Below are 25,290 nucleotides of genomic sequence, written 5' to 3' on the forward strand. Positions count from 1 at the left end.
TGGGGGCGGTCCGTGGGGGCGGTCCGTGGGGGCGGAGGTCAGGCGAGGCGGCGGGCCCCGGCGGAGGGGGCGGCGGGCAGGAACCTGGGGGCCTTCCAGCCGCGCTCGGCGTAGGCGGCCTCGACGGACTTCCGTACGGCCGGCGCGCGCTCCTCGGCCACGAGGGCGATGGCCGACCCGCCGAAGCCGCCTCCCGTCAGCCTGGCGCCCCGCGCGCCACCGCGGACGGCCGCCTCGACGGCGACGTCGAGTTCGGCGCAGGAGACCTCGTACTGGTCGCGCAGGGACAGATGCGAGGCGTTGAGCAGCGCGCCGATCTCCGCGACCGCACCGGCCCGGAGCAGCCCGATCAGCGCCTCGACCCGGTGCGACTCGGTGACCACGTGCTGAGTGCGCTTGCGCTCGTCGCCGCTCAGCCTCTTCAGCGCCCCGGCCAGGTCGGTCACGTCGCGCAGGGCGTCGACGCCGAGGTGCCGGGCGGCGCTCTCGCAGTCGGCGCGGCGGCGGGCGTACTGCCCGTCGGCCAGGTCGTGGTGCACGCCCGTGTCGATGATCAGGAGTTGCAGGCCGTGCGCGGCCAGATCGAGCGGGATCGTGCGGCTGCCCAGGCTGCGGCAGTCGAGGAACAGCGCCTTGCCCTCCTCGCTCAGCGCCGAGGCCGCCTGGTCCATGATCCCGCACGGCACGCCGACGAAGTCGTTCTCCGCGCGCTGGGCGAGCAGCGCGAGCTCCATCTTGCCGAGACCCAGGCCGTGCAGGTCGTTGAGCGCGGTGGCGACCACCACCTCCAGCGCCGCGCTGGAGGACAGCCCGGCCCCTTGCGGCACGTCTCCGTCGATCAACAGGTCGGCGCCCCCGACGGCGTGCCCGGCCTCGCGCATCGCCCAGAACACGCCGACCGGGTAGCGGGCCCAGCCCTCGGCGGCCTCCAGCTCGGACAGCGTCAGCGGCGGGCCGTCCGCCTGCAGCGACGAGAGTCGCACAATGCCGTCGGCGCGGGGTGTCACGGCCGCCGTCACGCCCCACTGCACGGCGAAGGGCAGCACGAACCCGTCGTTGTAGTCGGTGTGCTCACCGATCAGGTTGACCCGCCCCGGCGCGTGCCATACGCCCTGGGGGTCGGCGCCGAACATTTCACGAAAAGCCTCAATAACGCGCATGAACCAACACTCCTCAACATATGCACCCTGACGTAGATTAGCGTGCTGTGGAGCCTGCATCGCCGGTGGAGATCGTGCGCGACGAGCGCCTGGGCGGAGTCACGCTGATGCTCAAGCGTGACGACCTGATCGATCCCGAGATCACCGGCAACAAGTGGCGCAAGCTCAGGCACAACCTGGGTGAGCTGCGCACCGGCACGCTGCTGACCTTCGGCGGGGCCTACTCCGGGCACATCAGGGCGGTCGCCGCGGCCGGGCGGCGACTGGGGCTCGCGACGATCGGCGTGATCCGCGGCGAGGAGCACCTGCCGCTCAACCCCTCCCTCGGCTACGCCCGGGCGTGCGGGATGTGGCTGACCTACCTGGACCGCACGACCTACCGCGCCAAGCACACCCCCGAGGTGATCGCCCTGCTCCGCCGCCGGTTCGGCGACTTCGACCTGCTCCCCGAGGGCGGCAGCAACGCGGCGGCGGTGCGCGGTTGCGCCGAACTGCCCGGCGAGATCACCGAATCGTTCGACGTCGTCTGCTGCCCGGTGGGGACCGGCGGCACGCTCGCGGGGATCGCCGCCGGGCTCGGTCCCGGGCAACGGGCCCTGGGCTTCGCCGTGCTGAAGGGCGCCGGGTTCCTCGCGGCGGAGGTGGCCCGCCTGCAGACCGAGGCGTACGGCACGGCGCCCGCGAACTGGGAGCTCGACCTGGACTTCCACTTCGGCGGCTACGCCCGGGTGCCGCCGGAGCTCGACGGATTCGCCCGCGACTTCGAGGCCAGGCACGGCCTTCCGGTGGAACGCGTCTACGTGGCCAAGATGCTCTACGGCCTGTACGCGCGGGCCGCCGGATTCGCGCCGGGGACGCGGATCGTGGCGGTGATCACCGGTCGGCCCTCGATCCCGGCCGCCCCCTGCGCGGACCCGGCGGACCCGGCGGGCTTGGACACGGGCTCGGGCTCGGACGGCTCCCGCTGACGCGGCTGGATCGACGGGCACCGCCGCCGATGTGCCGCTCCGGCCGAGCCCGCCTCTTATGAGGGGCTCACTGCCCGCGACGGGAGGGCCGCGCCCTTTCGCGCCCTTCGCGGGCGTCAGGCGAGGACGGCGTCCAGGAGGAGGGAACCGGCGCCGAGGAGGGCCGCGTCGGGGCCCGAGCGGGTGACGGCGATCTCCAGGTCGCGGGTGGCCAGGGGGAGGCAGCGCTCGTAGACGGCGGCACGGATGGAGGAGATCAGCGGCTCGGCCCTGGACAGGTTGCCGCCGACCACGATGGCGTCGGGGTTGAGGAAGTTGACCAGGACGGTGAGCACCTCGCCGATGAGCCGGCCGGCGTTCCTGACCAGGGCGGTGGCCTCGGGTACGCCGTCTTCGGCGAGGGAGACGACGTCGGCGGGGCGGCGCACCGGGATGCCGCGCTCGTTCAGCGCGCTCATCAGCGCCGCGCCGCTCGCGTACGCCTCCAGGCAGTCGGGGTGGCCGCAGGAGCACATGACGGAGGAGTCGGTGGTGACGCGGACGTGGCTGATGTCGCCCGCCGCGCCGCGTCCCCGGTGCAGGCGGCCGTCCATGATGACGCCGCAGCCGATGCCCGTGCCGGCCTTGAGCACCATCAGGTTGTCGCAGCCGGGCCAGGCGCGGGCTTCGCCGACGGCCAGCAGGTTGGCGTCGTTCTCGACGATCACCGGTAGGTCGTAGCGCGCGCCGAGGTGCTCGGCGACGGAGAAGTTGTTCCAGCCGGGCATCCGGGAGGGGGACACGACACGCCCGCCCGCCGGGTCCACGGGGCCGGGGATGCCGGTGCCCACGCCGCGCAGCGGGACTCCGGGCGGACCGTGGGTCCGCAGGAGGTCGTCGAAGGCGGCGGCCATCCAGTCGAGGGTCGCCTCGGGGCCGAGCGCTATGTCGCACGGGCGCTCCTCGACGATTAGCGGGGTGCCGCTGAGGTCGAGCAGGCCGAGCCGGGCGTGATGCGCGCCCAGGTCGGCCACGGCGAGCAGGCCGGCGGTGGGGCTGACCCGCAGCCGCCGGGGACGCCGGCCGCCGCGCGAGGTGCCGGAGCCCTCCTCGACCAGCAGCCCGTTGCCGATCAGCTCCTCCACGCGCAGCGAGACGCTGGAGGCGGCGAGGCCGGAGAGGCGGGCCAGCTCCGCGCGGGACTCGGCGTGGCCGGTGGCGACGAGGCGCAGGAGAGCGCCCTGTGCGCCCAGCACGGGCAACCTCTCTTGACCTGACATGGAGAGAGGAATACCACGCGTTGCCTTACCTCGGCAATATATTGACTTCGCCCAGAATCATCCATTACGGTCCGTTTTATCTTCGATATCGAAGGAAGATGACCATGATCAAGGTGCAAGGGCTGAACAAGTGGTTCGGCGACCAACACGTGCTGCGCGACATCCATCTCCAGGTGGCGCAGGGCGAGGTCGTCGTCGTGATCGGCCCGTCCGGCTCGGGCAAGTCCACGCTGTGCCGCTGCCTCAACCGGCTGGAGACGGCCGGTTCCGGCGACATCCTCATCGACGGCGTGCCCGCCCCGGTGGAGGGCCGCGAGCTGGCCGGACTGCGGGCCGACGTCGGCATGGTCTTCCAGTCCTTCAACCTCTTCCAGCACAAGACCGTGCTGGAGAACGTCATGCTCGCGCCGATGAAGGTGCGCGGCGACGCCCGCCCAGAGGCGGAGCGGACCGCGCGGGAACTGCTGGCCAGGGTCGGCATCGCCGAGCAGGCCGACAAGATGCCCGCGCAGCTCTCCGGCGGCCAGCAGCAGCGGGCGGCCATCGCCCGCGCGCTGGCCATGCGGCCCCGGGTGATGCTCTTCGACGAGCCCACCTCCGCACTCGACCCCGAGATGGTGGGCGAGGTGCTCGACGTGATGACCGCGCTCGCCGCCGACGGCATGACCATGGTCGTCGTCACCCACGAGATGGGCTTCGCCCGCAGGGCCGCCGACCGCGTGGTGTTCATGGACGACGGGCAGATCGTCGAGTCGGCCGAGCCGAACGCCTTCTTCGACGCTCCGCGAACCGACCGGGCCAGGGACTTCCTGGCCAAGGTACTCACTCACTGATCGCAAAGGATGGTGGGCCCGTGGTGTCCATCAAGCGGGTGGCCGCGCTCGCGGCACTCACGATGGTCGGCCTCTCGGCCTGTGGCGGCACGGATTCCGGCAGCCCGGCGGTGCCGGGCGAGAGCAAGAAGAGCGACGTGATCTCCGGCGTGCCGGTGGCCGCCGTCGCGGACATCTTGCCCGGCTCCACGATGGAGAAGATCAAGCAGCGCGGCGAGCTGATCGTCGGCGGATCGCTCGACGCGCCGCTGCTCTCCCAGCAGAACCCGGTGAGCGGCGAGATCGAGGGATTCGACGCCGACATGGGCAAGGCGCTCGCCAAGTACATCATCGGCGAGCCCAAGGTGAAGATCGTCAACTCGGCGTCGGAGACCCGCGAGGCCCTCCTCGCCAACGGCACCGTGGACGTCGTCTTCCAGACCTACACGATCACTCCGGAGCGGGCGAAGCAGGTCGCCTTCGCCGGGCCGTACTACTCCTCCGGCCTCACCCTCGCCGTCCGGAAGGGCACCACGGGCATCGCCAAGCCCGAGGACCTGAACGGCAAGACCGTGATCGCCGGCGCGAACACCCCGGCCATCCCGGCCATCGAGAAGCTCGCCCCGAAGGCCAAGATCGTGACCTTCGGCAGCGACCCCGAATGCATGCAGGCGCTCAAGCAGGAACGCGGCGACGTCTACGTGCAGGACGAGACCCTGCTGATCGCGAACGCCCAGAAGGACCCCTCGGTCCAGCTCGTCGGCAAGCCCTTCACCACCGACCCGTACGGCATCGGCCTCAAGCACGGTGACGAGGACTTCAAGAAGTTCGTGAACGGCTGGCTGACGAAGATCCAGGGCGACGGCAACTGGCAGAAGATCTGGAAGAACTCCATCGGCACGATCGTGCCGGGCGAGGCCACCCCGCCGGAGATCGGCTCGGTTCCAGGTTCCTGATGAGCGCGTTCCTCGATCACCTCCCCCAGTTCTGGCAGGGGCTGGTCGTGACCCTCCAGCTCACCGCGGCGTCCTTCGCGGGCGCCGCGGTCGTCGGACTGGTGATCACGGCCCTCCGGGTCAGCCCGGTCCGCGTGCTGCGCGGGATCGGCACGGCCTACGTGGAGACCTTCCAGAACCTGCCGCTGCTGGTCCTGCTGGTGCTCGCCGTCTTCGGGCTGCCCGAGATCGGGGTCAAGGCCGGGCTGCTGGAGACGGCCATCGTGGTCATCGCGCTGTACGAGGCCGCCTACCTCGCCGAGGCGCTGCGCTCGGGCGTCAACGCCGTGGCCGCCGGGCAGGGCGAGGCGGCCCGCGCGCTCGGCCTGACCTTCAGCCAGTCGCTGCGCCACGTCGTGCTGCCGCAGGCGCTGCGCACGGTGATCCAGCCGATCGGCAACATCTTCATCGCCCTCACGATGAACACCTCACTCGCGGCGGCCGTCGGCGTGGTCGAGCTGACCGCGACGGCCAACCGGGTCAACCTGCTGGAGGCCCAGCCCATCCCGATCTTCGTCGGGGCGGGACTCGCCTACGCGCTGATCGCCGCCTGTGCCGGGTTCGTCACCGGGCGGCTCGAACGACGGCTGGTGATGATCCGATGAGCGACCTGCTCTTCGACGAACCCGGGCCGCGGGCCCGGCGCAGGATCCGGATCGCCACCGTGGCCGGGGCGATCGTGGTCCTGGGGGTGGTGGCGCTGGCCGTACGCCAGTTCGCCGCCAACGGGCAGCTCGACGCGGACCGCTGGCAGCCCTACGCGACCTGGCCGATGTGGCGCTACCTGCTCGACGGGCTCGCCGCTACCGCGCTGGCGGCGGTCGTCTCCGCCGCGCTGGCGATGGCCGGCGGGCTCGCGCTCGCCCTCGGCAGGCTGTCCCGCCGCCGGTGGATCCGGCTGCCCTCCGCCGCCTACGTCGAGGTCGTGCGGACCGTCCCGGCACTGCTGCTCGTCTACATCGTGTTGTTCGCGCTGCCCCGCTACGGGCTCGACCTGCCGTTGTTCTGGAAACTCGTGGTGCCGCTCGCGGTCTCCAACGCGGCCGCCTTCGCGGAGATCTTCCGGGCCGGAATCCTGTCCGTCCCGCGCGGCCAGACCGAGGCGGGCCTGGCCGTCGGGCTCACCCACGGCCGGACCATGCGCATGATCGTGCTCCCGCAGGCCGCCAGGAGGGTGCTGCCCTCGATGGTCAGCCAGTCGGTGGGCCTGCTGAAGGACACCTCGCTCGGCTTCGTGGTCAGCTACGCCGAACTGCTCTACAGCGGCAAGGTGCTGGCCACCTACAACGGGCTGCTCATCCAGACCTACATCATCGTCGCGCTGGTCTATCTGGTGGTCAACGCGTCGCTGTCCAAGCTCGCGCGGGTGCTCGAAGCCCGTCAACCGCGAAGGAGGCTCACCCGTGCCTGATCTGGTCCCGCTCGCCGAGGTGGTGCGGTCCGGATTCGTGGAGAGCGTTCACCACGGTGCCGCCGTGGTGCTCGCGCCCGGCGGTCACGTCGCGGTCGCCCGCGGCCCGGTGGACGCCCCGGTCCTGCCACGCTCCTCCGCCAAGCCGTTCCAGGCGCTCGGCTGCCTGCTCTCGGGCGCCGCCCTGCACGGCCCCCGCCTCGCCATCGCCGCCGGCAGCCACACCGGCGAGGACTTCCACGTACGGCTGGCCGCCGTGATGCTCGCCGAGGCCGGGCTCGGGTTCGACGCCCTCGGCTGCCCGGCCGACTGGCCCGAGGACGAGGCCACCCGGCACGCGCTGATCCGCGGTGGCCGGACGCCCTCGCGGGAACGGATGAACTGCTCGGGCAAGCACGCCGCGATGCTCGCCGCGTCCGTGGCCGCCGGTGAGCCGGTCGGCTCCTACCTCGATCCCGGCCATCCCGTGCAGGTCCGGATCAGGCAGGCGGTCGAGGAACTGTCGGGGGAGAAGGCCGCCCACGTCGCGGTGGACGGGTGCGGCGCGCCGTTGTTCGCGGTGACGCTGACCGGGCTGGCGCGGGCCGTACAGGGGCTGGTTCTGGCGGAGCCCGGGTCGCCGCCGCGGCGGGTCGCCGACGCGATGCGCGCCCATCCCGAGTACGTCGGCGGCACCGGGCACGTGAACACCACGCTGATGCGGGCGCTGCCCGGCGCGGTGGCCAAGGGCGGGGCCGAGGGCGTGCTCGTCGTCGCGCTCGGCACCGGGCACACCGCCGCCGTCAAGGTCATCGACGGGAGCCCCCGGGCCACCACCGCGATCGCGCTGGCGGCACTCGCCGCGGCGGGCGGCGACGTGGCGGCCGCGGCCGAGTACGCCAGGGTTCCGGTGCTGGGCGGGGGAGTCCCGGTCGGCGAGATCCACGCTTTGGGGGAGATATGAGCCTTACCTATGAAATCTGCATCGACAGTACGGCGGGCGCGGTCGCGGCCGAGCGGGCCGGGGCGCACCGGGTGGAGCTGTGCTCGGCGCTGTTCGACGGCGGCCTCACCCCGACCCTCGGCACCGTCGAGGCGACGCTCGCGGCGGTCTCCTCGGTCCGGGTCCATGTGATCATTCGTCCGCGTGGCGGTGACTTCATCTACGACGAGCACGAGATCGCGGCCATGGAACGCGACGTCGCCACGGTGCGGGACGCCGGGGCGCAGGGCGTGGTGATCGGCGTGCTGACCCCGGCGGGCGAGGTGGACACGGAGGTCGCCAAGCGGCTCATCGGCGCGGCCGGAGGGCTCTCGGTCACCTTCCACCGCGCCTTCGACATGGCCGCCGACCCGTTCGCCGCCCTCGACGTCCTCGCGGGCCTGGGCGTGGACCGCGTCCTCACCTCCGGCCAGGACGTCACCGCGCTGGAGGGCGCGCCGCTGATCGCGTCCCTGGTCGAGCGGGCGGGCGACCAGCTCATCGTGATGCCGGGCGGCGGCATCACCCCGCGCAACGTGGGCCGGGTGGTGGCGGCCACCGGGGCGAGGGAGATCCACTTCGCCGCCCTCGTGGACGCGCCCAGCCCCGCGACCCACCGCAACCCGCACCCGTTCATGGGCGGCGAGCTGAGGCGTCCGGAGTACCTTCGCCAGGTCACCTCGGCCGCCCTGGTCGGCGAGGTCATCGCGGCCGGCGGAACGGGCGCCTGACCGGCACGGCCGGCCCGCCAGGACGGGGGTGCCTGGCGGGCCGGTCGGGTCTCGGCGGATGCGCCGGTCTCGGCGGTGCAGTGGGTGCAGTGGGTGCTGCGGGTGCGGCTGGATGTGCGACGCGGGGGTGATGCGCAGCCGGTCGTCGCTTTCTGGATCGGGTAGAGGTCTCCGGGTCGGGCAGGCCTGTCTCCGGGTGTGTGGTCCGGGGTCGGTCGGGGGCGCGGGGTCAGATGGGCGTGTAGTCGGGGGTCGGTCGGGGTCGCGGGGTCAGGCGGGCGTGTAGTCGGGGGCCACGCCCAGCTCGGCGAGCCAGGCGCGCATCCCGGGCACCCCTGAGGGGTCGGCGACGACCTTGGCCGCGTACTGCGCCACCGAGACCTCCTCGCCGTCGGTGAACAGCAGGCGGGCCGGACCCGACCAGGAGAGGGTCCAGCGGGCCTCGCCGTGCTGGATGAGCGTCGCCTCCAGGGCCTGCCCGAGCACCCCGGCGAGCAGCGTGCCCGACGCGTTCCAGCCGAGCTGCCGCAACTCGTGCTCCAGCGCGGCGTGCTGCCCCCTGGCCAGCGCTTCGAAGGAGGCGTCGAGATAGGGCAGCGGGGTGCCCATGACCCGCTGGCCCGCGACGGAGAGATCGTGCAGCGCCTCGGCGTTACGCGCGGCGTACATCCCGTGCGCGACCAGGTCCTCCCAGGAGACGGGCCGCAGCCCGGACAGCGCCTCCTGGGTCCAGATGGTCTGCTCGACGGCCGCCGCCGCGACCGCCGGATCGACCAGCATGGCGGTGGCCAGCCTCGGGTTGGGCGGGTGCCCCGGGTCGGGCAGCAGGGCGATCGCGGCCAGCCGGTCGTGCAGGCCGGGGTGGGAGTCGTAGGGCGAGGTCTCCACCGGCTGCTCGGCCGCGCCGGCCAGTTGCGCCCTCCTGGCGGGGTCGCCGGCCATCGCGTGGAAGCCCGCGAGAACCTGCGCGGGACGATTTCCGCCCGTCCCCGACATCGTCATGTAGTGCTCGGTGAACAGGTCCCAGGCCAGCGCCGTGGCGTGGATCTTGCGAAGCGCGCCGCCCATGGCGTCCCGGCCCGCGATGGCGACCGCGAACGCGTCGGCCTCCAGCTCCTGGCGGCGCGAGACGGCCTGCGACACGCGCAGATAGAGCTTGGCGTACGCGGAGAACAAGCGCTGCACGAACGGGTGGCCGCCCAGCCCCCGGACGGTGGCGATCAGGGCGACCCTGCCCCGGTAGACGGGCGCGCCGAGCCGGGTGTGGGCGCCGCTGTAGTGGCCCAGTTCGTGCCCGAGCACCGCGCGCATCTCATCGACGGTGAGCGTTTCGAGCAGCGGCAGCCCGATGTACATGCGGCGTCGCGTCGCGCGCAGGCCGAGGAACCGGGTGTCCTCGGCGACGGCGGCGTTCACCTCGGCGACGAGCCGGATCTCGTCCGGGGGCGCGGTCCGCACGTGCTGGGCCAGCTCCTCGATGGTCCGCCACAGGTGGGGCTCCTGCTCCCGGGAGACCGCGACCCCCGGCTGCTCGCCGGCCTTCCTGCGGCTGACCATCCACAACGCCCGCACCAGCGCGGCCGCGGCGAGGGTCAGCAGGACGGCGATCTGCACGCCGCGGGCGTGGAAGTCGACGAACAACAGGACGTCGAAGAACACGGCGGCCGCCAGAATGACGCCGACCAGCAGATAGAAGCCGGCGAGCAGGGTGAAGGCCAGCACGGCCCTCAGAGCGGTGGTCATGGAAGATGGGCTCCACGATGAGGGGTCAGATCTGAAACGACCCTAACGGAGCCGGTCCCTGGGATCGTCGGTGCAGAGGTCGAGCATGCCCACCAGTGCCTGCTTCTCGGCGGGGTCGACCGAGAGTCCCCAGCGTGACTTCACCTCGATCCAGGAGCGCGCGTAGATGCAGTAGAAGCTCGTCAGCGGCGGCCGCCACACGGCGGGGTCCTTGTCGCCCTTGGCCTGATTCACGTTGTCGGTGACGGCCCAGAGCTGGCTGGAGTCGAGATCGTTGGCGAACGATCCGCGCCGGCTGGTCGTCCAGTCGTTCGCTCCCGACTTCCACGCCTCCGACAGCGGGACCATGTGGTCGATGTCGATGTCGGAGGCCAGCCGCCAGGTCGCTCCGTCGTACGGCGAGTGCCAGACGCCCCTCACAGCACGGCACTGGTCGTCGACCTGCACGTCCTGGCCGTCGCGGCGCAGCACGGTCTCCCGCGTGTCGCAGGTGCCCTGGACGGTGGCCCAGTGCGGGAACTTGGACCTGCTGTACCCGTCGGAGGTGCCGGGCGCGAGGACGACGAGGGCGTCCAGCTGGGTGCGGGCGATGGAGGCCGGCGGCGGTGGCGGCGGCAGGATCGAGGTGACCGCGACGAGCGCGGTGAGCGTGTATATGATCACGCGCAGACCGTAAAGATCGTCTGCCGCCTACTCTCTTCCCCACGCGGCCGATTGACGATCTTCTAGGACGAGCTTTGCCCGCCCCGTGGATCACCGTCTGCCCGCGGCCGAGCCGGGTGCAACACTTCGGGTCGCTTCTCCGTCTATGTCTGGACGAAGGGGGACCATGTGACCGACGATCCGCTGTTCGAACGCTTCGTGTCCGATCGGGCGGACGCACTCCTGAGATACGGATACATGCTCACGGGAAACCCGCACGACGCCGCCGACCTGGTCCAGGAGGCACTCGTACGGCTCCGCGGCTCCTGGCCGCGGGTCAAGCGGAAACACGACCCGGAGAGCTATGTCCGCACCTCGATGGCGCGGCTGCACATCGGCGCGTGGCGCCGGCGGCAACGCGAGGTCCTCATCGGGGATCCCCCCGACCGGCGGGCGGTCGAGCCGCCGGAGAGGCACGACGACGAACTGTGGGCGGAACTGGCGAAGCTGCCCCGCCGCCAGCGGGCGGTGATCGTGCTGCGTTACTACGAGGACCGGTCGGACCTGGAGATCTCGGCGATCCTCGGCGTCTCCCGCGGCACGGTCCGCAGCCAGGCGTCCCGTGCCCTGGACAAACTTCGTTCGAGCGTTCACCTTGCGGAGAGCCTGCTATGAGAGATCTGGAAGACGCCCTGAGCCGCGCCCTCGACCGTCAGGCGAGCCGTGCCCCCACCGCCGCGCCCGACTTCCTGAACCAGGTGCGCGCCCGGCACTCCCGGCGCCGCCGGCGAGGGGTCACCGTGGCCGCCGCGGCGGCGGTGGCCGTCGTGACCGCCGGTGCCGCGCTCGCGACCGGCCGGCTGGCTCCGCCTGACGGCGAGCCCGCCGCTCGCCCCACCGAGCAGCCGGTGATCGACCCGGCGATGCCGCCGATCGAGAAGGTGTGGCCGCGCGCGGTGCACACCGTCCCGCCGCGGCTGCCCAATGGCCGGCGGTTCGACCCGCAGCTCTTCCTGAACGACCACACGGTTCTCGTCCTGACCAGGAAGGGAGACCACGTCGACCGGCCCGACGGGCTGTGGGCCTATGATCTGGACGCCGGGAGGGCCGCCAGGCTGGTCACGATCGAGGCCCCGCCGGGAACGGTGGTCACCGCCCCGTTCGTGGTGGCGGGCGACGGCCGGTTGGCCTGGTGGACCCTGCGGAAGGACGGCAGCAGGAAGATCGTGGACATCTGGACGGCCCCGATCACCGGCGGACCGCAGCGCAAACTCGTCTCGTTCGACGAGGACCAGGGCATCGACCTGGTGATCGCCGGCCGTAAGGCCATCTGGTCGCGCTGGAAGACGGGCGGCGTCTACCAGATGAGCCTCAACGGCGGGCGTTCCAAGCCGCTGCCCGGCACCACGGGGCACCGCCTGCTCGACTGGCCCTGGACCGCTCCCTATCTGCCGGAGAAGGAGAAGAACGTCGTCCGCCGCTTCGGAACCGCGTACAACGCGGAGACCGGCGAGCGCCGGGAGATGATGAGCGAAGACCGCGGGTGGAACTGCGGGCTCACCTGGTGCCTGCTCGGCAGGAGCGCGCAGCACCGCGACGGTTCGGCAGGGCGCACGATGCCGGGGAGGAGCATGAACACGCCCGCCCTCGACCGGTTCCTCACCCTCTTCCAGATGGGAAAGAAGGGGCTGAGCGGCATGGTGCTGTACGACCTGTCCACCGGGCGTGCCGGTGACCTGGGCATTCGCCCGACGCGCAAGGGCACTCTCCGGGGCGAGCACGTCGACCGCCGTGCCACTGTGTTCCACTACGAATCGCAGGGCAAGAAGGTGATCGTGGACCTCGCCTCGATCAAGTGAGACCGGGCCGCGACCCGGCTTCCGGGGTGGCTTCTCGGCGCCCGGGGTGCCGCATGCAGGTTTTCGGGCGGCTTCCGGGGATCTGAGGGTGTCGCGGGGGCGGCTCTCCAGCGTCCGGAGTCGGTCGGCGAAGGGCGTGGGCCTCAGCGGCCGGCGAGCCGCCTGAGGGTGTCGCGGAGCCGTCCGAACCGCATCGGCTCGGCGGGCTCGGCGTCCTCCTCCTGGACTGGGAACCGCTGGGTGGCCGGATGCGGATTCTGCGGGGCTTGCTGGGGCCGCCCCGCGCGGATCCCGCGTAGGGTGCCGAGGGCTTCCGCCGCGCCGGGGCGCTTGGCGGGGGACTGGTCGCGCATCCAGCGGACCAGGTCCATGACCTTCGCGTCGAGGTCGCCGTCCGCCGTCTCGGCGTCGGGACTGGGCTCGGGCAGCCGGCCGGTCAGGAGCTGGAAGGCGATCACGCCCGCCGCGTACACGTCGGACGCGAAGGTCATCCGCTCCGGGCTGGTCTGGCACTCGGGGGCCACATAGTGCACGTCGAGCAGGCCGGGCAACTCGTTGGCCACGGTGTAGTCGCGCGGGCCCGGCTTGGCGTGGTCGAAGCCGGTCAGCATGGCCCGGCCCGCCTCGGTCACCAGCACGTTCGCGGGGCTGAGCGCGCGGTGCACGACGCCGTTCGCGTGGACGTGCGCCAGCCCGCGCAGGATGTCCTCCACCAGGTCGAGCGCCGGTTCGACCGGGCCGCCGGCGAGACGCAGGTGCAGCGCGTGCCCGTGGACGTCGTCGAGAACCAGGACGAACCGGCTCTCGTCGTCGATGCCGAAGAAGTCGCGCGAGCGGACCACGCACGGGTGCGCGGGAATCTTGGTCAGCGACCGGTACGCGTTGGCGATCCGCTGCCGCTCCGCCTCCCGCTGCTCCGTGATCGCCATCGGATCGGCCTGGTAGACCCGGAGCAGCACCGTCTCCGCGCCCCTGGCGGTCGCGTTCACCGCGCGGTACTCGGTGACCCGGTTGTCGCCCCCGAGTTGCTCCTCCACCTCCCAGTTGCCGAACCTGGGCGGGGTCGTGGAACGCCGCACCGCGCCGTTGAGCGCCTCCAGGATCGCTGTGCCGTACGGCTTGGCGTCGGGGCTGCATCCTCGTCTGACGCGTGAGACGTCGCCCAGCGTGGTGATCAGCCCGGTCAGGGTCGTGACGTTTCGTGAGTCGCGCCCGGCGGGGTCGACCAGGACCGCGTCGGGGGCGGTCAGCACCACCAGGCTGTCGACGTAGACGCGTTCCAGCTCGCGGTGCCGGTCGACGAGGAGGCCCTTGAGCGCCCGCGCGGTGCCTCTGACCTTGGCCACCGGGGATCCGAAGGCGCCGTGGCGCGGGGGGAACCAGCGGGTGCCCGCGACCTGGATCCGGCCGTGCGTCCCCTTGACGTCGATGATGCTGAGCGAGTGCCCGGTGAGCACGATCAGGTCGACCTCGAAGATCTCCTCGCCGCGTGGCACCTCGATGTTGTGCAGCAACAGCCAGTCAGCGGGGGCGCTGTCACGCAGGTGCGCGATGACCCGCCGTTCGGCGTCGTTCACCGGACGTCCGCCGCCGACGATCTGTGCCATCTCTAGCGTTCCGCCCTTCTACGCCGCTGCAGCATCACCTCCCCCCAGTATCGGGCGTTTCCCACCACGTTTGGGTCAAACGACAACATACTGTCAAATTGACAACATATTGCCGATATGCCAATATGTTGTCATATCGGATGAAGGAAGGGCTCTGATGAGTAAGAAGACCGTTCACTTGGCCGTCTACGACACGCTGGCCGACTGGGAGGTGGGTCACGCGATCAGTCACATCCGCAACGGCAGATGGCATCGCGAGCCGGGCGGCCTCGACGTGGTCACCGTGGCGGAGACCCTGGACCCGGTGACCACGATGGGCGGCGTCCGCATCGTCCCCGACCTCACCCTCGACCGGCTCGACCCGGCCGCCAGCGCGATGCTCATCCTCCCGGGGGCCGACGCCTGGGACGCGGGCGCGCTGACCGCCTTCGCCCGCAAGGCGGCCGCCTTCCTCGACGCGGGTGCCCCCGTCGCCGCGATCTGCGGGGCGACCGCCGGGCTGGCCGGGCAGGGCCTGCTCGACGACCGCGACCACACCAGCTCCGCCCTCGACTACCTGCGCTACCAGGAGGGGTACGGCGGGGCCGCGCACTACCGCGACGAACTGGCCGTCACCGACGGCGACCTGATCACGGCCGGCACGACGGCCCCGATCGAGTTCGCCCGCGAGATCCTCGGCAGGCTCGGCGTCTACACACCCGAGGTGCTCGACGCCTGGTACCGGCTGTTCAGCCGGCACGACCCCCAGGCGTACGGCGTGCTCGCGGCGGTGGCGGGGGAGGAGTGAGCGGCGAGGAGGCGGACCTGCTGTCGGGCACGGCGCTGGCGGTCTTCCGGCTCAACGGCCAGTTCCTCGAGGTGTCGGAGAAGCTGGCCAGGCCGGCCGGGCTCACCGCCGCCTGGTGGCAGGTGCTCGGCGCGGTCCTGCGCACCCCGTTGCCCGTGGCCGGAATCGCCCGCGCCATGGGCATCACCCGCCAGGGCGTCCAGCGGACGGCCGACCTCCTCGTCGAGGGCGGCCTGGCCGAATACCGGCCGAACCCGGCCCACCGCAGGGCGAAGCTGCTGACCCCGACCCCGGCCGGGAGAGCCGCCATCCGGAAGATCGATCCCGGCCACCGCCGGCTGGCCGAGCTGCTGGCGGCCGAACTCGGCCTGCCCGCCTTCCGTGACGCCCTGCACGCCCTCGAAACCCTCGTAAGGGCCCTCGACGCGGTCGCCGGTCAGGTGGACGACGGCCCGCCGCCCGGCGGGTGATCGCACCCGGACGGCACGGCCCGACGCGGGTCCCGCAGTTCGGCCGCAGTCGGTTCGAGCGCATCGTGGTGATCGCACCCGGGACAGCACGGCCCGACGCGGGTGTCAGCGGGCCGTGACGACGGTGGCGAAGCGTTCGGCGACCTCGCGCCAGATCGGGGTCGAGGCCGGCTCGTCGGCCACCGCGCGCGCGTGCAGTTCCGCAGGGTCGAGGCCCTGCTCGCGCATCCCCGCCAGGTTCCAGTACGGGATCCGCTCGGGCGTGACCTCGGGGTGGAACTGCACGCCCCAGGCCCGATCGCCCAGGCGGAACGCCTGGTAGGGGCAGCTGTCCGTCTCCGCGAGCCAGACGGCGCCCGGCGGCAGGCCGACGATCGCGTCGATGTGGTGCTCGATCGCGGTGACGACACCGGGCAGGCCGTGGAAGAGCGGGTCGTCCGCCGCCTCGGGCCTGATCGTGATCGGCGTGCTGCCGTGCTCCGGCGCGCCGGCGTCGCCCAGCACCCGACCGCCGGCGACGGAGGCGATCATCTGGCCGCCGAGGCAGATGCCGAACAACGGCACCGAACCGGTCAGGGCCTGCGCGACCAGCGCTCGCGTGGCCGGGAGCCACGGGGCCTTCTCGTCGTCGTCGGGGAGGTAGCCGCCGCCGAGGACGAGCAGCGCGTCGTGCTCCAGCGTCGCGGGCAGGGGAGAACCGTCGAACGGGGTGCACACGTCCACGGCGAGCCCGGCGGTGGTCAGCCACTCGCCGAACCGGCCGGGGCCGCCGTTCACGCCGTTCTGTACGGCCAGCACTCGGAGATCGTCGGGCATGGCCAATCAGGCTACCCGGCGTAGGTCACCCCGCCCCGTCCGGGCCCCCGATCCCGGTCGGTGCCGGCCGTCAGGAGGACTGGGCGGAGAGCCGGTCGAAGAGTTCGAGCGCGGCCTGCCGTACCTCGTCGGGGGTGATCCCGTCGAGGGCGGTCCGGGCCTGGGTGACGTCCCGCGTGGTGGCGCAGGTGATCGCCACTGAGGTGGCGGCGGCGCGGTCGACGGATCCGGCCGGCGCGGTGTCCGCCATCTCCTGTGCGCTCGCCGCGAGGTCGAGGTTGTCTCTGGTCACTGGTGTGCTCCTCGATGGTGTCATGCCGACGCGGAAGTCAAGAGTGGCATACCACCTGTCACCTCAGACTCTCGGGCCCGGGGCGCGCCGGAAATTGAACGGTTCGCTCTCCCGTCCGGGCACGACGAACCAGCACTCGCCGGTGCCCTCGCTGTCGAGCAGGCGCATGAACGCGTCGCCGACGGCGGAGACGGGGAGGATGGGGAAGCCCATCTCCTCCAGCGCGGCCTTGTTCCCGCCGAGGATGGCCGTGTCGGCGAAAGACGGGCACAGGCCCTGCACCTTGATCCCGAGTGGTCGCAGGTTCTCGCCGAGGGAGCGGACGAAGCCGACGACTGCGTGCTTGTTGGCGGCGTAGACGGGATCGGACGGGATGCCGACGATGCCCGCCATGCTCGCGGTCGCCACGATCGTGCCGCCGCCGGCGGCGGTCAGCGCCGGGATCGCCGCGTGCGCGCCGTACACGACGCCGTCGAGGTTGACGCCCATCACCCGGCGGTAGCGCGTCGCGTCGAAGTCGTCGCCCAGCCCGAAGCCCGAGGCGAGGCCCGCGTTGAGGAAGACCAGGTCGAGCCGGCCGTACCGGTCGAGGGCGGTGGCCACGGCCGCCTCGTTGTCGGCCAGGCTCGACACGTCACAACGCACGTACGCCGCGCCGATCTCCTCGGCCGTGGCCTTGCCCGCCACGTCGTCGATGTCGGCGAGCACGATCCTGGCCCCGGTGGCGGCGAGCCGCCGGGCCGCTTCGGCGCCGATTCCCCCGGCGCCACCCGTGATCAGTGCGACTTTTCCGTCGTTCACAGGGGAAGCCCTCCGGTGGCCGCGTTGGTGGAACCGGTGTCCCGGTACGCGGCGATCGTACGCTCGGCGATGCGCATCTGGTGGATCTCGTCGGCGCCGTCGGCGAAGCGGGCCCAGCGGGCGTGCTGGAACATGTTGGCCAGCGGGGTGTCGGTGGAGTAGCCGAGCGCGCCGTGCACCTGGATCGACCGGTCGACGATCCGGTTGAGGCTGTTGGCCACGAAGTGCTTGGCCATCGACACCTCGGTGCGGAAGTCCTCGCCCTTGTCGATCTTCGACGCGGCGTGCAGGACCATGAGCTTGCACTGGTAGAGCTCCATCGCCGAGTCGGCGATGAGCCACTGGACGCCCTGCTTGTCGGCCAGCAGGGAGCCGTGGCTGTAGCGGTTGAGCGCGCGGTCCACCATCATGTCCAGCGCCGTCTCGGCCTGCGAGATCCAGCGCATGCAGTGCGCGAGACGCGCCGGGCCCAGGCGGTACTGTCCGAGCCGGTGGCCGTTGCCGCGCCCGCCGAGGATCTGGCCGTCGGGCACCCGCAGGTCGGTGATGACGATCTCGCTGTGGCCCGTCGAGCCGTGCATCGTCTCGACCTCGCGCACGTCGTTCCACCCCTGCTGCGGGATGTCGACGAGGAACGCGGTGTTGGCGCCGCGCGAGCCCTCGGGCACGTCGGGCTCGGTCCGGGCGATGAGGATGGCGAAGCTCGCCCGCCGGGCGCCGGAGATGAACCACTTGTGACCGTTGATGACCCACTCGTCGCCATCCTTGACGGCGTGGGTGCGGATGAGCGTCGGGTCGGAGCCCGCCACCTCGGGCTCGGTCATCGCGAAGCACGACGTCTTGAACCCCTGGAGCAGCGGCTTGAGGTACTTCTCCCGCTGCTCGTCGTTCGCCCAGTGCAGGAGGGTGTGCATGTTCCCCTCGTCGGGGGCCGAGCAGTTGAACACCCACGGCCCCAGCCGGGTCTTGGCCGCCTCCGACTGCACCATGGCCAGCTCCACGTGGCCCAGGCCCATGCCGCCCCACTCCTTCGGCATGTGCGGCAGCCACAGGCCTTCGTCGCGGGCCTTCTTGCGCAGGTCGAAGATCACTCGGAGGTACTCCTCGCGGGAGGAGCCCTCTCCTTCGAGTCCCTCGACCGCCGGCATGATCGTGTCCCGGACGAAGGTCCGCACCCGCCGGCGGATCTCCTCGTGCTCGGGGGCGAGTGTGAAGTCGATGGCCATAGGACTCCTATCCTTGATGCGATCGCATCATGTTTTCAGGCATCTGCCTGAATACCGTAATCCACTCGGGAGCGCACATGCCACCCAACTCCGGAGCGACCAGCAGGCGACTGCTGGAGGCGGCCGAACGCCTGTTCGCCGAGCGGGGCATCGACGGGGTGTCGCTTCGCGAGATCAACGCCGCCGCCGGGCAGCGCAACTCGACCGCCCTGCAGTACCACTTCGGGGACCGCGCCGGGCTGCTCGGCGCGGTGCTCGCCAAACACCAGCCCGAGATCGAGGTCCGCCGCAACCAGCTCCTCGACGAGTACGAGTCACACGGCGACCTGCCTCTCGCCCAGGCCCGGCGCAGGCTGGCGGGCGCGTTCGTCCGGCCGATGGCGGCCAAGCTCGCCGATCCCGACGGCGGGCGGGCCTATCTGCGGATCATGGAGCAACTCGTTCAGCGGACCGACCTGCGCACACTGCAGGAAACTCAGTCAGGCCGCAGCGTCAACCGGTGGCGCGAACTCGTCGCGCCGCTGCTCCCCGAGGTCGCGGTGCGGGAGCTCCACCAGCGCTTCATGGCCATCCGGGTGACCTATGTGGAGCTGGCCAGGCGCGCGGCGGGGCCCGAGGGCAAGGACGACCGGCTCTTCATCAGCCACCTGGTCGACGTGGTGTCGGCCGTACTGGCGACCGAGGTGTCCGAGGAGACCGCCCGCCTGCTGGCGGAACGCAGCCGCAGGAAGGCCGCCGCCCAGCCCTGACCCAGCCGCGGGCCCTCTGACCTCAGCCGCAGGGCGGGCCGGACCGCGGCGGCACCCGCGTTGCGGCCTCGTCAATACGGCGGCGCGGGAACCTCGCCGAACCGGCGCTCCGCCATGACACGGCGGCGGCCCGGTACCCCGTTGACGGACACACCCTGCCCGGCGCGCACATATGGGTCCCCCACGAATGATGATCTGTGCTGGCTTCGCGCGGTATATATGAGAGACTGCACGTCTGCGGGGCGGTAGCTCAGCTGGTCAGAGCAACGGACTCATAATCCGTCAGCCGTGGGTTCAAGTCCCACCCGCCCTACCACTTATCACCTGGGCGATTCCGGTTGACCTGGGCGTTCATCCGAGCCGCGCCGTACGGCCGTGTGCAGCCACAAGCGGGCAAAAGCAGCCGCATGCCACGGGTCGCGGAACATACGCGGAATGGTTCCGGGGCTCCACGGCACCTGGGGCACGATCCCGCACACCTATGTCCGCCTCACCGCGGCCCGGTCGATTTGCGGGAGAGGCGGGCCGGAGCAGGAGGTCACGGCAGTGGCGGGAGGAGGTGGTCGTGCAGCCAGGCGGTGAAGAACGCCTCCAGCGGACGTCCCGCGTGCCGGGCGGCCAGCGTGGTGAAGCCGCACGTCGTGACGGTGCCGTGCCGGTTGGCGGCGGTCCACTCGCGGAGCAGCGCGAAGAACGCGGCGTCGCCCAGGACGCGCCGCAGGGCGTGCAGGGTCAGCGCGCCGCGCCGGTAGACCCGGTCGTCGAAGATCTGGTGCGGGCCGGGCGCGGCGAGCGCGAAGTCCCGCGGCGCGGCGGTGAGCCTGCGGTGCCAGCGTTCGGCGTGTGCGCCGGCGGGTTCCTCGCCGCACGACTCCGACCAAAGCCATTCGGCGTAGGTGGCGAACCCCTCGTGCAGCCAGATGTCGTTCCAGGCGGCGAGCGTCAGGCTGTTGCCGAACCACTGGTGGGCCAGTTCGTGCGCGACCAGCCGTTCGCTGCCGCGCCGCCCGTCCACGTGGTTCGCCCCGAACACGGACATCCCCTGGGCCTCGACCGGGATGTCCAGCTCGTCGTCGGTGACGACCACCGTGTACGACGCGAACGGGTAGGGGCCGAAGATCCGTGCGAAGGCCGCCAGCATCTGGCCCTGGCGGCCGAAGTCGCGCCGTACCCTCGCGGCGAGGTGCCTTGGGTAGGCGAGCACCTGCGGCGTGGTCCCGCCGACCTCCTCCACCTGGTATCTGCCGATCTGCACGCTCGCCAGGTAGGTCGCCATGGGCGTGTTCTCCTCGTACACCCACGTCGTGGTCGAGGCCGCGCGCCGGGTGCCGGCGGGCCGGCCGTTGCAGATCACGTGGTACGGCGACGCGGTGGTGACGGCGATCCGGTAGGTGGCCTTGTCGCCGGGCCGGTCGTTGCAGGGGAACCACGACGGCGCGCCGATCGGCTGCCCGGCGACCAGCACGCCGTCGTCGAGCTGTTCCCAGCCCAGCCCGCCCCAGTGGCTGGGCACCGGGCGGGGCGAGCCCGAGTAGTGGATCTCGACGGTGAACTCCCGTCCGGCGGTCATCCCGCCGGGCACGGTGACGTGCAGTTTCGCCCCCCGTTGGAGGTGGCGGGCGTTCTTCCCGTCCACCAGCGTCCGGCCGGCCCGCAGGCCGTACAGGTCGAGGGTGAGGGTGTCGAGCGGGGCGGTCGCGACGGCGGTCAGGCGGGCGACGCCCGTCAGCCGGTTGGGGCCGACCTTGTAGTCGAGCGCCAGGTCGTAGTGGCCGACGTGGTAGCGGTCGTCGCCGTGGCCCGGGAAGTACGGGGCGGGGGAGGTGCGGGGAGTCACTCGTGCGCTCGCAGGGCCTCGTGTCAGGCCGACGCCGGGCGCGGCCACGCGGCGATCGGGTTGCCGAACCAGCGGGTGCCGGCGGGCACGGACTCGCCACGCATCACCAGGGATGCCGGGCCGACCGTCGTGTCGGCCCCGACCGTCGCGGCGGGCAGCACGACCCCGTGCGGGCCGAGAGTGGCTCCATCCTCCATGACCACAGTATCGATGCTCATCACGCGGTCGTGGAACAGGTGGGTCTGCAACACGCAGCCCCGGTTGACCGACGCGCCGTCGCCCACCCTGACCAGGTCGGCCTCCGGCAGCCAGTAGGTCTCGCACCACACGCCCCGGCCCACCCGCGCGCCGAGCGAGCGCAGCCACACGTTCAGCGGCGCGGTGCCCAGCCACGGCTCGGCGAACCAGGGCGCGGCCAGCACCTCCACGAAGTTGTCGGCGAGTTCGTTGCGCCACACGAACGAGCTCCACAGCGGCCGGTCGCCCGGTGTGATCCTGCCGACCAGCGCCCATTTGGCGGCCGTCGCCACCGCCGCGGCCGGCACGCCCGCGCCGATCAGCACCAGGCCGCCGAGCAGCGCCGCGACCGCGAAGCCGTACGACGCCGCGAGGGCGGTGAGGGCGGCGGCGACGAGCAGCGCGACCGCGACGGTGCACATCGCCGGGACGAGCCTGCACAACTCCACCGCCGCCCTGGCGACCTTCAGCCCGGTCGGCGGCGCGTAGGTGCGGCTCAGGTCGCCCGCCGCCGCCTTCCTGCGCAGCTCCACCGGCGGCATGCCGAGGTAGGACGATCCCGCCCGGACCTTCTTGGGCGCGGCCGACAAGACCCCGACCAGGCCGTCCTTCGGCACCTTGCGCCCGGGGGCGGTCATCCCCGAGTTGCCGAGGAAGGCGCGTTTGCCGATCCGCACACGATCGACCCGCAGCCGCCCGCCCACCAGCTCGTACGGCGCGACCATCGTGTCGTCGGCCAGGAACGCGCCGTCGCCGACCGAGGTCATGGACGGCAGCGCCAGCACGGTCGACAGCTCGACGTTCCTGCCCACCTTCATGCCCAGCGCCCGCAGCCAGACGGGCGTGGCGGTGCTGGCGTACAGCGGGAACAGCCAAACCCTGGCCATCCCCATCAGCAGCCCGCCGGCCCACGCCTGCCACGCGACCCGGCTGTGCACCGGATGCTCACCGCCGTGCATGCCGACGGCCAGCAGCCGCACGCAGACCAGGACCACCAGCGCGAACGCCGCCATCGAGGTGACCGTCGCGAGCGGAACCCCGGCGAGGGCCGCGCCCAGCGCCCCGGCCGGCGTACGGGCGTCACGCACGGCCAGCCCCAGTACGGCGAGGCCGGGCAGCGCGGCGAGCGCCGGGATCAGGCCGAAGACCAGCGCAGACACGCCGTACACCGCCGCCCATCGCCGGCTCCGCGGCGGGCGGGCGCCGGACGGCGGCTTGCGCGCCCGGCCCTTCCTGGCGGCGGGCACCCCGGCCCACCGCTCACCGGACGGGACCGGCCCGGAGATCGCGGAACCGGGCGCGACCTGGGCGTTCTTCCCGATCTTCGTGCCGGGCAGCAGGGTGGCGCGGGAGCCGACGGTGGCGCCCGCGCCGATCCGGATCTCGCCGACGTGCAGCAGGTCGCCGTCGAGCCAGTGGCCGCTCAGGTCCACCTCGGGCTCCACGGCCGCGTTCCTGGCCAGTCGCAGCATCCCGGTGATCGGCGGCAGCGCGTGCAGGTCGGCGTCCCTGCCGATGGTCGCGCCGAGCGCTCTGGCGTACAGCGGGATCCACGGCGCGTCGGCCATCGCGCCGACGCCGAGCCGCGCCGCGAACTGCTCGGCCGCCCACAGCCGCAGGTGCTCGCGCCCGCCGCGCGGGTAGACGCCGGGACGCAGCCCGCGCAGTACGAGCCGGGCGAATCCGGCGGACAGCCCCAGCCGTCCGGGCGGGGAGACGACCAGCAGCCAGCCCAGCAGCACCCACCACCACGAGACGGCGGGCAGCCACGGCGCCGGGGCGAGGGCGGCGGCGAGGCCGCAGAGCGCGGCGACGCCGACGACCCAGCGCAGCGCGCCGACGGTGAGCAGGGGGATCATGAGCGCGGCCTGCGCCGCGGCGGCCCGGCGGGACACCGGCCGCACGTCGCGTCCGGTGGCCGCCTGGCCCGCCGGGTCGCTCCGGGACAGGTGCGCGGCGAGCCCGCGCCGGGTCGGGTGGTCGTAGACGTCGCCGACCGTGACGCCGGGGTGTTCGGCGCGCAGCGCGGACACCAGGCGGGCGGCGGCGAGGCTGGTGCCGCCCTCGGCGAAGAAGTCGGCGTCCGGCCCGCCGCCGCCGCCGAGCACCGAGGTCCACGCCTCCGTCAGCCACGCGGGGACGCTCGGGTCCGCGGGGGCGGGGGCGTCCGGCAGCGGCCACGGCAGGGCGTTCCTGTCGATCTTCCCGGAGGTCCGGGTGGGCAGGTCGGCCACGATCGCGATCCGCGGCACCAGCGCGGCGGGCAGTGCCTCGCCGAGCCGAGCCCGCGCGCCCGCCTGGTCGAATCCGTCGCCGGGCACGACGTAGCCGATGAGGAGCTGGTTCCCGCCCGGCGTCGTGCGCACCGCGGCGGCGGCGCCGTTGACGCCGGGCAGGCTCTGCAGGGCCGCGTCGACCTCACCGAGTTCGATGCGCCGTCCGCCCAGTTTGACCTGCTCGTCCGCCCGCCCGACGAAGATCAGTCCGGCCGGTTCCGCCTGGACGAGGTCGCCGCTGCGATAGGCCCGGTCCCAGCCGAGGGCCGCCAGCGGCGCGTACTTCTCCGCGTCCTTGGCCGGGTCCAGATAACGGGCCAGGCCGACGCCGCCGATCACCAGCTCGCCGGTCCCGCCCATCGCCACCGGCGCGCCGCCCGGCCCCACCACGGCCAGTTCCCAGCCGTCCAGCGGCAACCCGATCCGCACCGGCCCCTCGCCGGTCAGCAGCGCCGCGCACGCGACGACGGTGGCCTCCGTGGGACCGTAGGTGTTCCACACCTCACGCCCGGGTACGGCCAGCCGCTCGGCCAGCTCGGGCGGGCACGCCTCGCCGCCGAAGATGAGCAGCCGGACGTCGTCCAGCGCCCCGGCCGGCCACAGCGCGGCCAGCGTGGGCACCGTGGAGACGACGGTGATCCCGTTCTTGACCAGCCACGGGCCGAGGTCCATCCCGGTGCGCACGAGGGCGCGCGGGGCGGGCACCAGGCAGGCGCCGTTCCGCCAGGCCAGCCACATCTCCTCGCAGGAGGCGTCGAAGGCCACCGACAACCCGGCCAGCACGCGGTCGCCGGGGCCGATCGGCTCGTCGGGGAGGAAGAGCGCGGCCTCGGCGTCCACGAACGCCGCCGCGTTGCGATGGGTCACCGCGACGCCCTTGGGGGTTCCGGTCGAGCCGGAGGTGAAGATGATCCACGCGTCATCGTCCACCCCGGGACGACTCCCGGGGGCGTGACCCGGTTCGTCCACATCCCCGGCTGGAATATCGACCCGGCCCACTCTCACCTGGGCTTCGTCATCGTGGGAACGGGGGGCGCGGTCCGGCTCGTCGGCACCGGGGAGGCGCGCCGGTTCGTCCGGGCGGGGTGCGAGCGCGTCGCCTGGCTGTTCGGCGGCCGGCTGGGAGCGGTGCTGTCCGGCGGCCCGCTGGGAGCGGTGGGCCGGGCCGGAAACCGGGGTGATGCGGTGGTTCTCGCCGATGACGGCGGAGATCGCGGCCTCGGTGAAGACCAGGGTGGCGCGTTCGTCGGGGTCGTCGGCGTCGACGGGCACGTAGGCCGCGCCCGCGGTGAGCACGCCGAGGATCGCGACGTACAGGTCGGCGGTGCCCGACGGCACGCGCACGCCCACCCGGTCGCCCCGCCGTACGCCCGCCGTGCGCAGCCGCTCCGCCAGTGCGCCGGCCTCGGCCAGCAGAGTGGCGTAGTCGAGGCGGACGTGACCGTCGTCGAGGGCGGCGGCTCCGGGGAATCGGCCGGCCGTCTCGTCGAGCAGGTCCAGCAGCGTGCGCGGCGCGGGCGCCGGGCCGGTGGCGGTGTACACCGCCGGGACCGGCGCCGCGGGCGGCGGCGGGAGGCGGTCCGGCAGGTCCGGCAGGTCCGGTCGGCTGGTGTCCGCTACTGATGTGCGCAAGCTGCTCCCCTGATCCGGG

23 protein-coding genes and 1 tRNA gene are annotated in these 25,290 nt (G+C 72.4%); 13 read left to right on the top strand and 11 right to left on the bottom strand.

Annotated elements, in window-relative coordinates:
* Window positions 1–38: 38 nt before the first annotated feature.
* Window positions 39–1,160 (bottom strand): galactokinase, encoded by a 1,122-nt coding sequence (gene galK / locus MBA17_RS01910; protein ID WP_238494447.1) that lies wholly within the window; start codon window positions 1,158–1,160, stop codon window positions 39–41.
* A 47-nt stretch (window positions 1,161–1,207) separates the two neighbouring features.
* Here galK and MBA17_RS01915 point away from each other — a divergent pair, with 47 nt between their 5' ends.
* On the top strand, window positions 1,208–2,128 hold the full coding sequence (locus MBA17_RS01915; RefSeq protein ID WP_238494448.1) for a 1-aminocyclopropane-1-carboxylate deaminase/D-cysteine desulfhydrase: 921 nt from the start codon (window positions 1,208–1,210) through the stop codon (window positions 2,126–2,128).
* Between the two features lie 116 nt (window positions 2,129–2,244).
* Here the strand turns inward: MBA17_RS01915 and MBA17_RS01920 are convergent, their stop codons facing one another.
* Window positions 2,245–3,387, bottom strand: coding sequence for an ROK family protein (locus MBA17_RS01920; RefSeq protein WP_238494449.1), 1,143 nt, complete (start codon window positions 3,385–3,387; stop codon window positions 2,245–2,247).
* A 104-nt stretch (window positions 3,388–3,491) separates the two neighbouring features.
* On the opposite strand from MBA17_RS01920, the gene MBA17_RS01925 reads away from it, so the two are divergent.
* The 6 genes from MBA17_RS01925 to MBA17_RS01950 are packed head-to-tail and all read left to right on the top strand — an operon-like array spanning window position 3,492 to window position 8,297.
* Window positions 3,492–4,220, top strand: coding sequence for an amino acid ABC transporter ATP-binding protein (locus MBA17_RS01925; RefSeq protein ID WP_238494450.1), 729 nt, complete (start codon window positions 3,492–3,494; stop codon window positions 4,218–4,220).
* 20 nt (window positions 4,221–4,240) lie between these two features.
* Window positions 4,241–5,155 (top strand): glutamate ABC transporter substrate-binding protein, encoded by a 915-nt coding sequence (locus tag MBA17_RS01930; RefSeq protein ID WP_238494451.1) that lies wholly within the window; start codon window positions 4,241–4,243, stop codon window positions 5,153–5,155.
* Window positions 5,155–5,799 carry an amino acid ABC transporter permease gene (locus tag MBA17_RS01935; RefSeq protein WP_238494452.1) on the top strand — a complete coding sequence of 215 codons (645 nt, stop codon included), beginning with the start codon at window positions 5,155–5,157 and terminating at the stop codon, window positions 5,797–5,799. The genes MBA17_RS01930 and MBA17_RS01935 overlap by 1 nt, the downstream gene beginning before the upstream one ends.
* Window positions 5,796–6,605 (top strand): amino acid ABC transporter permease, encoded by an 810-nt coding sequence (locus tag MBA17_RS01940; protein ID WP_238494453.1) that lies wholly within the window; start codon window positions 5,796–5,798, stop codon window positions 6,603–6,605. The genes MBA17_RS01935 and MBA17_RS01940 overlap by 4 nt, the downstream gene beginning before the upstream one ends.
* Window positions 6,598–7,548 (top strand): asparaginase, encoded by a 951-nt coding sequence (locus MBA17_RS01945; protein ID WP_238494454.1) that lies wholly within the window; start codon window positions 6,598–6,600, stop codon window positions 7,546–7,548. Before MBA17_RS01940 ends, MBA17_RS01945 begins: the two co-directional genes overlap by 8 nt.
* The gene (locus tag MBA17_RS01950) at window positions 7,545–8,297 is read left to right on the top strand and encodes a copper homeostasis protein CutC (protein WP_238494455.1); all 753 of its coding nucleotides are present in this window, start codon (window positions 7,545–7,547) and stop codon (window positions 8,295–8,297) included. Before MBA17_RS01945 ends, MBA17_RS01950 begins: the two co-directional genes overlap by 4 nt.
* Window positions 8,298–8,567: 270 nt before the next feature.
* On the opposite strand, the gene MBA17_RS01955 is transcribed toward MBA17_RS01950, so the two are convergent.
* Window positions 8,568–10,040, bottom strand: coding sequence for a M48 family metallopeptidase (locus MBA17_RS01955; protein ID WP_238494456.1), 1,473 nt, complete (start codon window positions 10,038–10,040; stop codon window positions 8,568–8,570).
* Window positions 10,041–10,082: 42 nt separating this feature from the next.
* The gene (locus MBA17_RS01960; RefSeq protein WP_238494457.1) at window positions 10,083–10,703 is read right to left on the bottom strand and encodes an HNH endonuclease family protein; all 621 of its coding nucleotides are present in this window, start codon (window positions 10,701–10,703) and stop codon (window positions 10,083–10,085) included.
* A gap of 168 nt (window positions 10,704–10,871) precedes the next feature.
* Here MBA17_RS01960 and MBA17_RS01965 point away from each other — a divergent pair, with 168 nt between their 5' ends.
* Together MBA17_RS01965 and MBA17_RS01970 are read left to right on the top strand one after the other, a co-directional pair.
* On the top strand, window positions 10,872–11,357 hold the full coding sequence (locus tag MBA17_RS01965) for a SigE family RNA polymerase sigma factor (protein WP_238494458.1): 486 nt from the start codon (window positions 10,872–10,874) through the stop codon (window positions 11,355–11,357).
* The gene (locus MBA17_RS01970) at window positions 11,354–12,541 is read left to right on the top strand and encodes a TolB-like translocation protein (RefSeq protein ID WP_238494459.1); all 1,188 of its coding nucleotides are present in this window, start codon (window positions 11,354–11,356) and stop codon (window positions 12,539–12,541) included. The genes MBA17_RS01965 and MBA17_RS01970 overlap by 4 nt, the downstream gene beginning before the upstream one ends.
* Window positions 12,542–12,684: 143 nt before the next feature.
* Here MBA17_RS01970 and mads6 read toward each other — a convergent pair whose 3' ends face one another.
* Window positions 12,685–14,148, bottom strand: a complete 1,464-nt coding sequence (mads6, locus tag MBA17_RS01975) for a methylation-associated defense system protein kinase MAD6 (RefSeq protein WP_238494460.1) — start codon at window positions 14,146–14,148, stop codon at window positions 12,685–12,687.
* 157 nt (window positions 14,149–14,305) lie between these two features.
* On the opposite strand from mads6, the gene MBA17_RS01980 reads away from it, so the two are divergent.
* Together MBA17_RS01980 and MBA17_RS01985 are read left to right on the top strand one after the other, a co-directional pair.
* On the top strand, window positions 14,306–14,935 hold the full coding sequence (locus MBA17_RS01980) for a DJ-1/PfpI family protein (protein ID WP_238494461.1): 630 nt from the start codon (window positions 14,306–14,308) through the stop codon (window positions 14,933–14,935).
* Window positions 14,932–15,405 carry a MarR family winged helix-turn-helix transcriptional regulator gene (locus MBA17_RS01985; RefSeq protein WP_238494462.1) on the top strand — a complete coding sequence of 158 codons (474 nt, stop codon included), beginning with the start codon at window positions 14,932–14,934 and terminating at the stop codon, window positions 15,403–15,405. Before MBA17_RS01980 ends, MBA17_RS01985 begins: the two co-directional genes overlap by 4 nt.
* Before the next feature lie 105 nt (window positions 15,406–15,510).
* Here MBA17_RS01985 and MBA17_RS01990 read toward each other — a convergent pair whose 3' ends face one another.
* The 4 genes from MBA17_RS01990 to MBA17_RS02005 form a co-directional block, all read right to left on the bottom strand.
* Window positions 15,511–16,221, bottom strand: coding sequence for a type 1 glutamine amidotransferase (locus MBA17_RS01990; protein ID WP_238494463.1), 711 nt, complete (start codon window positions 16,219–16,221; stop codon window positions 15,511–15,513).
* A 70-nt stretch (window positions 16,222–16,291) separates the two neighbouring features.
* Window positions 16,292–16,513: a hypothetical protein gene (locus tag MBA17_RS01995; RefSeq protein WP_238494464.1), complete on the bottom strand. Its 222-nt coding sequence runs from the start codon at window positions 16,511–16,513 to the stop codon at window positions 16,292–16,294.
* 63 nt (window positions 16,514–16,576) lie between these two features.
* Complete coding sequence (locus MBA17_RS02000; RefSeq protein ID WP_238494465.1) at window positions 16,577–17,314, bottom strand: SDR family oxidoreductase; 738 nt, start codon at window positions 17,312–17,314, stop codon at window positions 16,577–16,579.
* The gene (locus MBA17_RS02005; RefSeq protein ID WP_238494466.1) at window positions 17,311–18,540 is read right to left on the bottom strand and encodes an acyl-CoA dehydrogenase family protein; all 1,230 of its coding nucleotides are present in this window, start codon (window positions 18,538–18,540) and stop codon (window positions 17,311–17,313) included. The genes MBA17_RS02000 and MBA17_RS02005 overlap by 4 nt, the downstream gene beginning before the upstream one ends.
* A gap of 77 nt (window positions 18,541–18,617) precedes the next feature.
* Here MBA17_RS02005 and MBA17_RS02010 point away from each other — a divergent pair, with 77 nt between their 5' ends.
* Window positions 18,618–19,289: a TetR/AcrR family transcriptional regulator gene (locus MBA17_RS02010; protein ID WP_238494467.1), complete on the top strand. Its 672-nt coding sequence runs from the start codon at window positions 18,618–18,620 to the stop codon at window positions 19,287–19,289.
* A gap of 239 nt (window positions 19,290–19,528) precedes the next feature.
* Window positions 19,529–19,605, top strand: a tRNA-Ile gene (locus tag MBA17_RS02015).
* Window positions 19,606–19,827: 222 nt separating this feature from the next.
* Here MBA17_RS02015 and MBA17_RS02020 read toward each other — a convergent pair.
* Window positions 19,828–21,126, bottom strand: coding sequence for a M1 family metallopeptidase (locus MBA17_RS02020; RefSeq protein WP_238494468.1), 1,299 nt, complete (start codon window positions 21,124–21,126; stop codon window positions 19,828–19,830).
* A 23-nt stretch (window positions 21,127–21,149) separates the two neighbouring features.
* Window positions 21,150–25,271: a Pls/PosA family non-ribosomal peptide synthetase gene (locus MBA17_RS02025; protein ID WP_238494469.1), complete on the bottom strand. Its 4,122-nt coding sequence runs from the start codon at window positions 25,269–25,271 to the stop codon at window positions 21,150–21,152.
* Window positions 25,272–25,290: the final 19 nt, after the last annotated feature.

Source organism: Dolomitihabitans soli (assembly GCF_022213955.1).
GTDB lineage: Bacteria > Actinomycetota > Actinomycetes > Streptosporangiales > Streptosporangiaceae > Streptosporangium_A > Streptosporangium_A soli.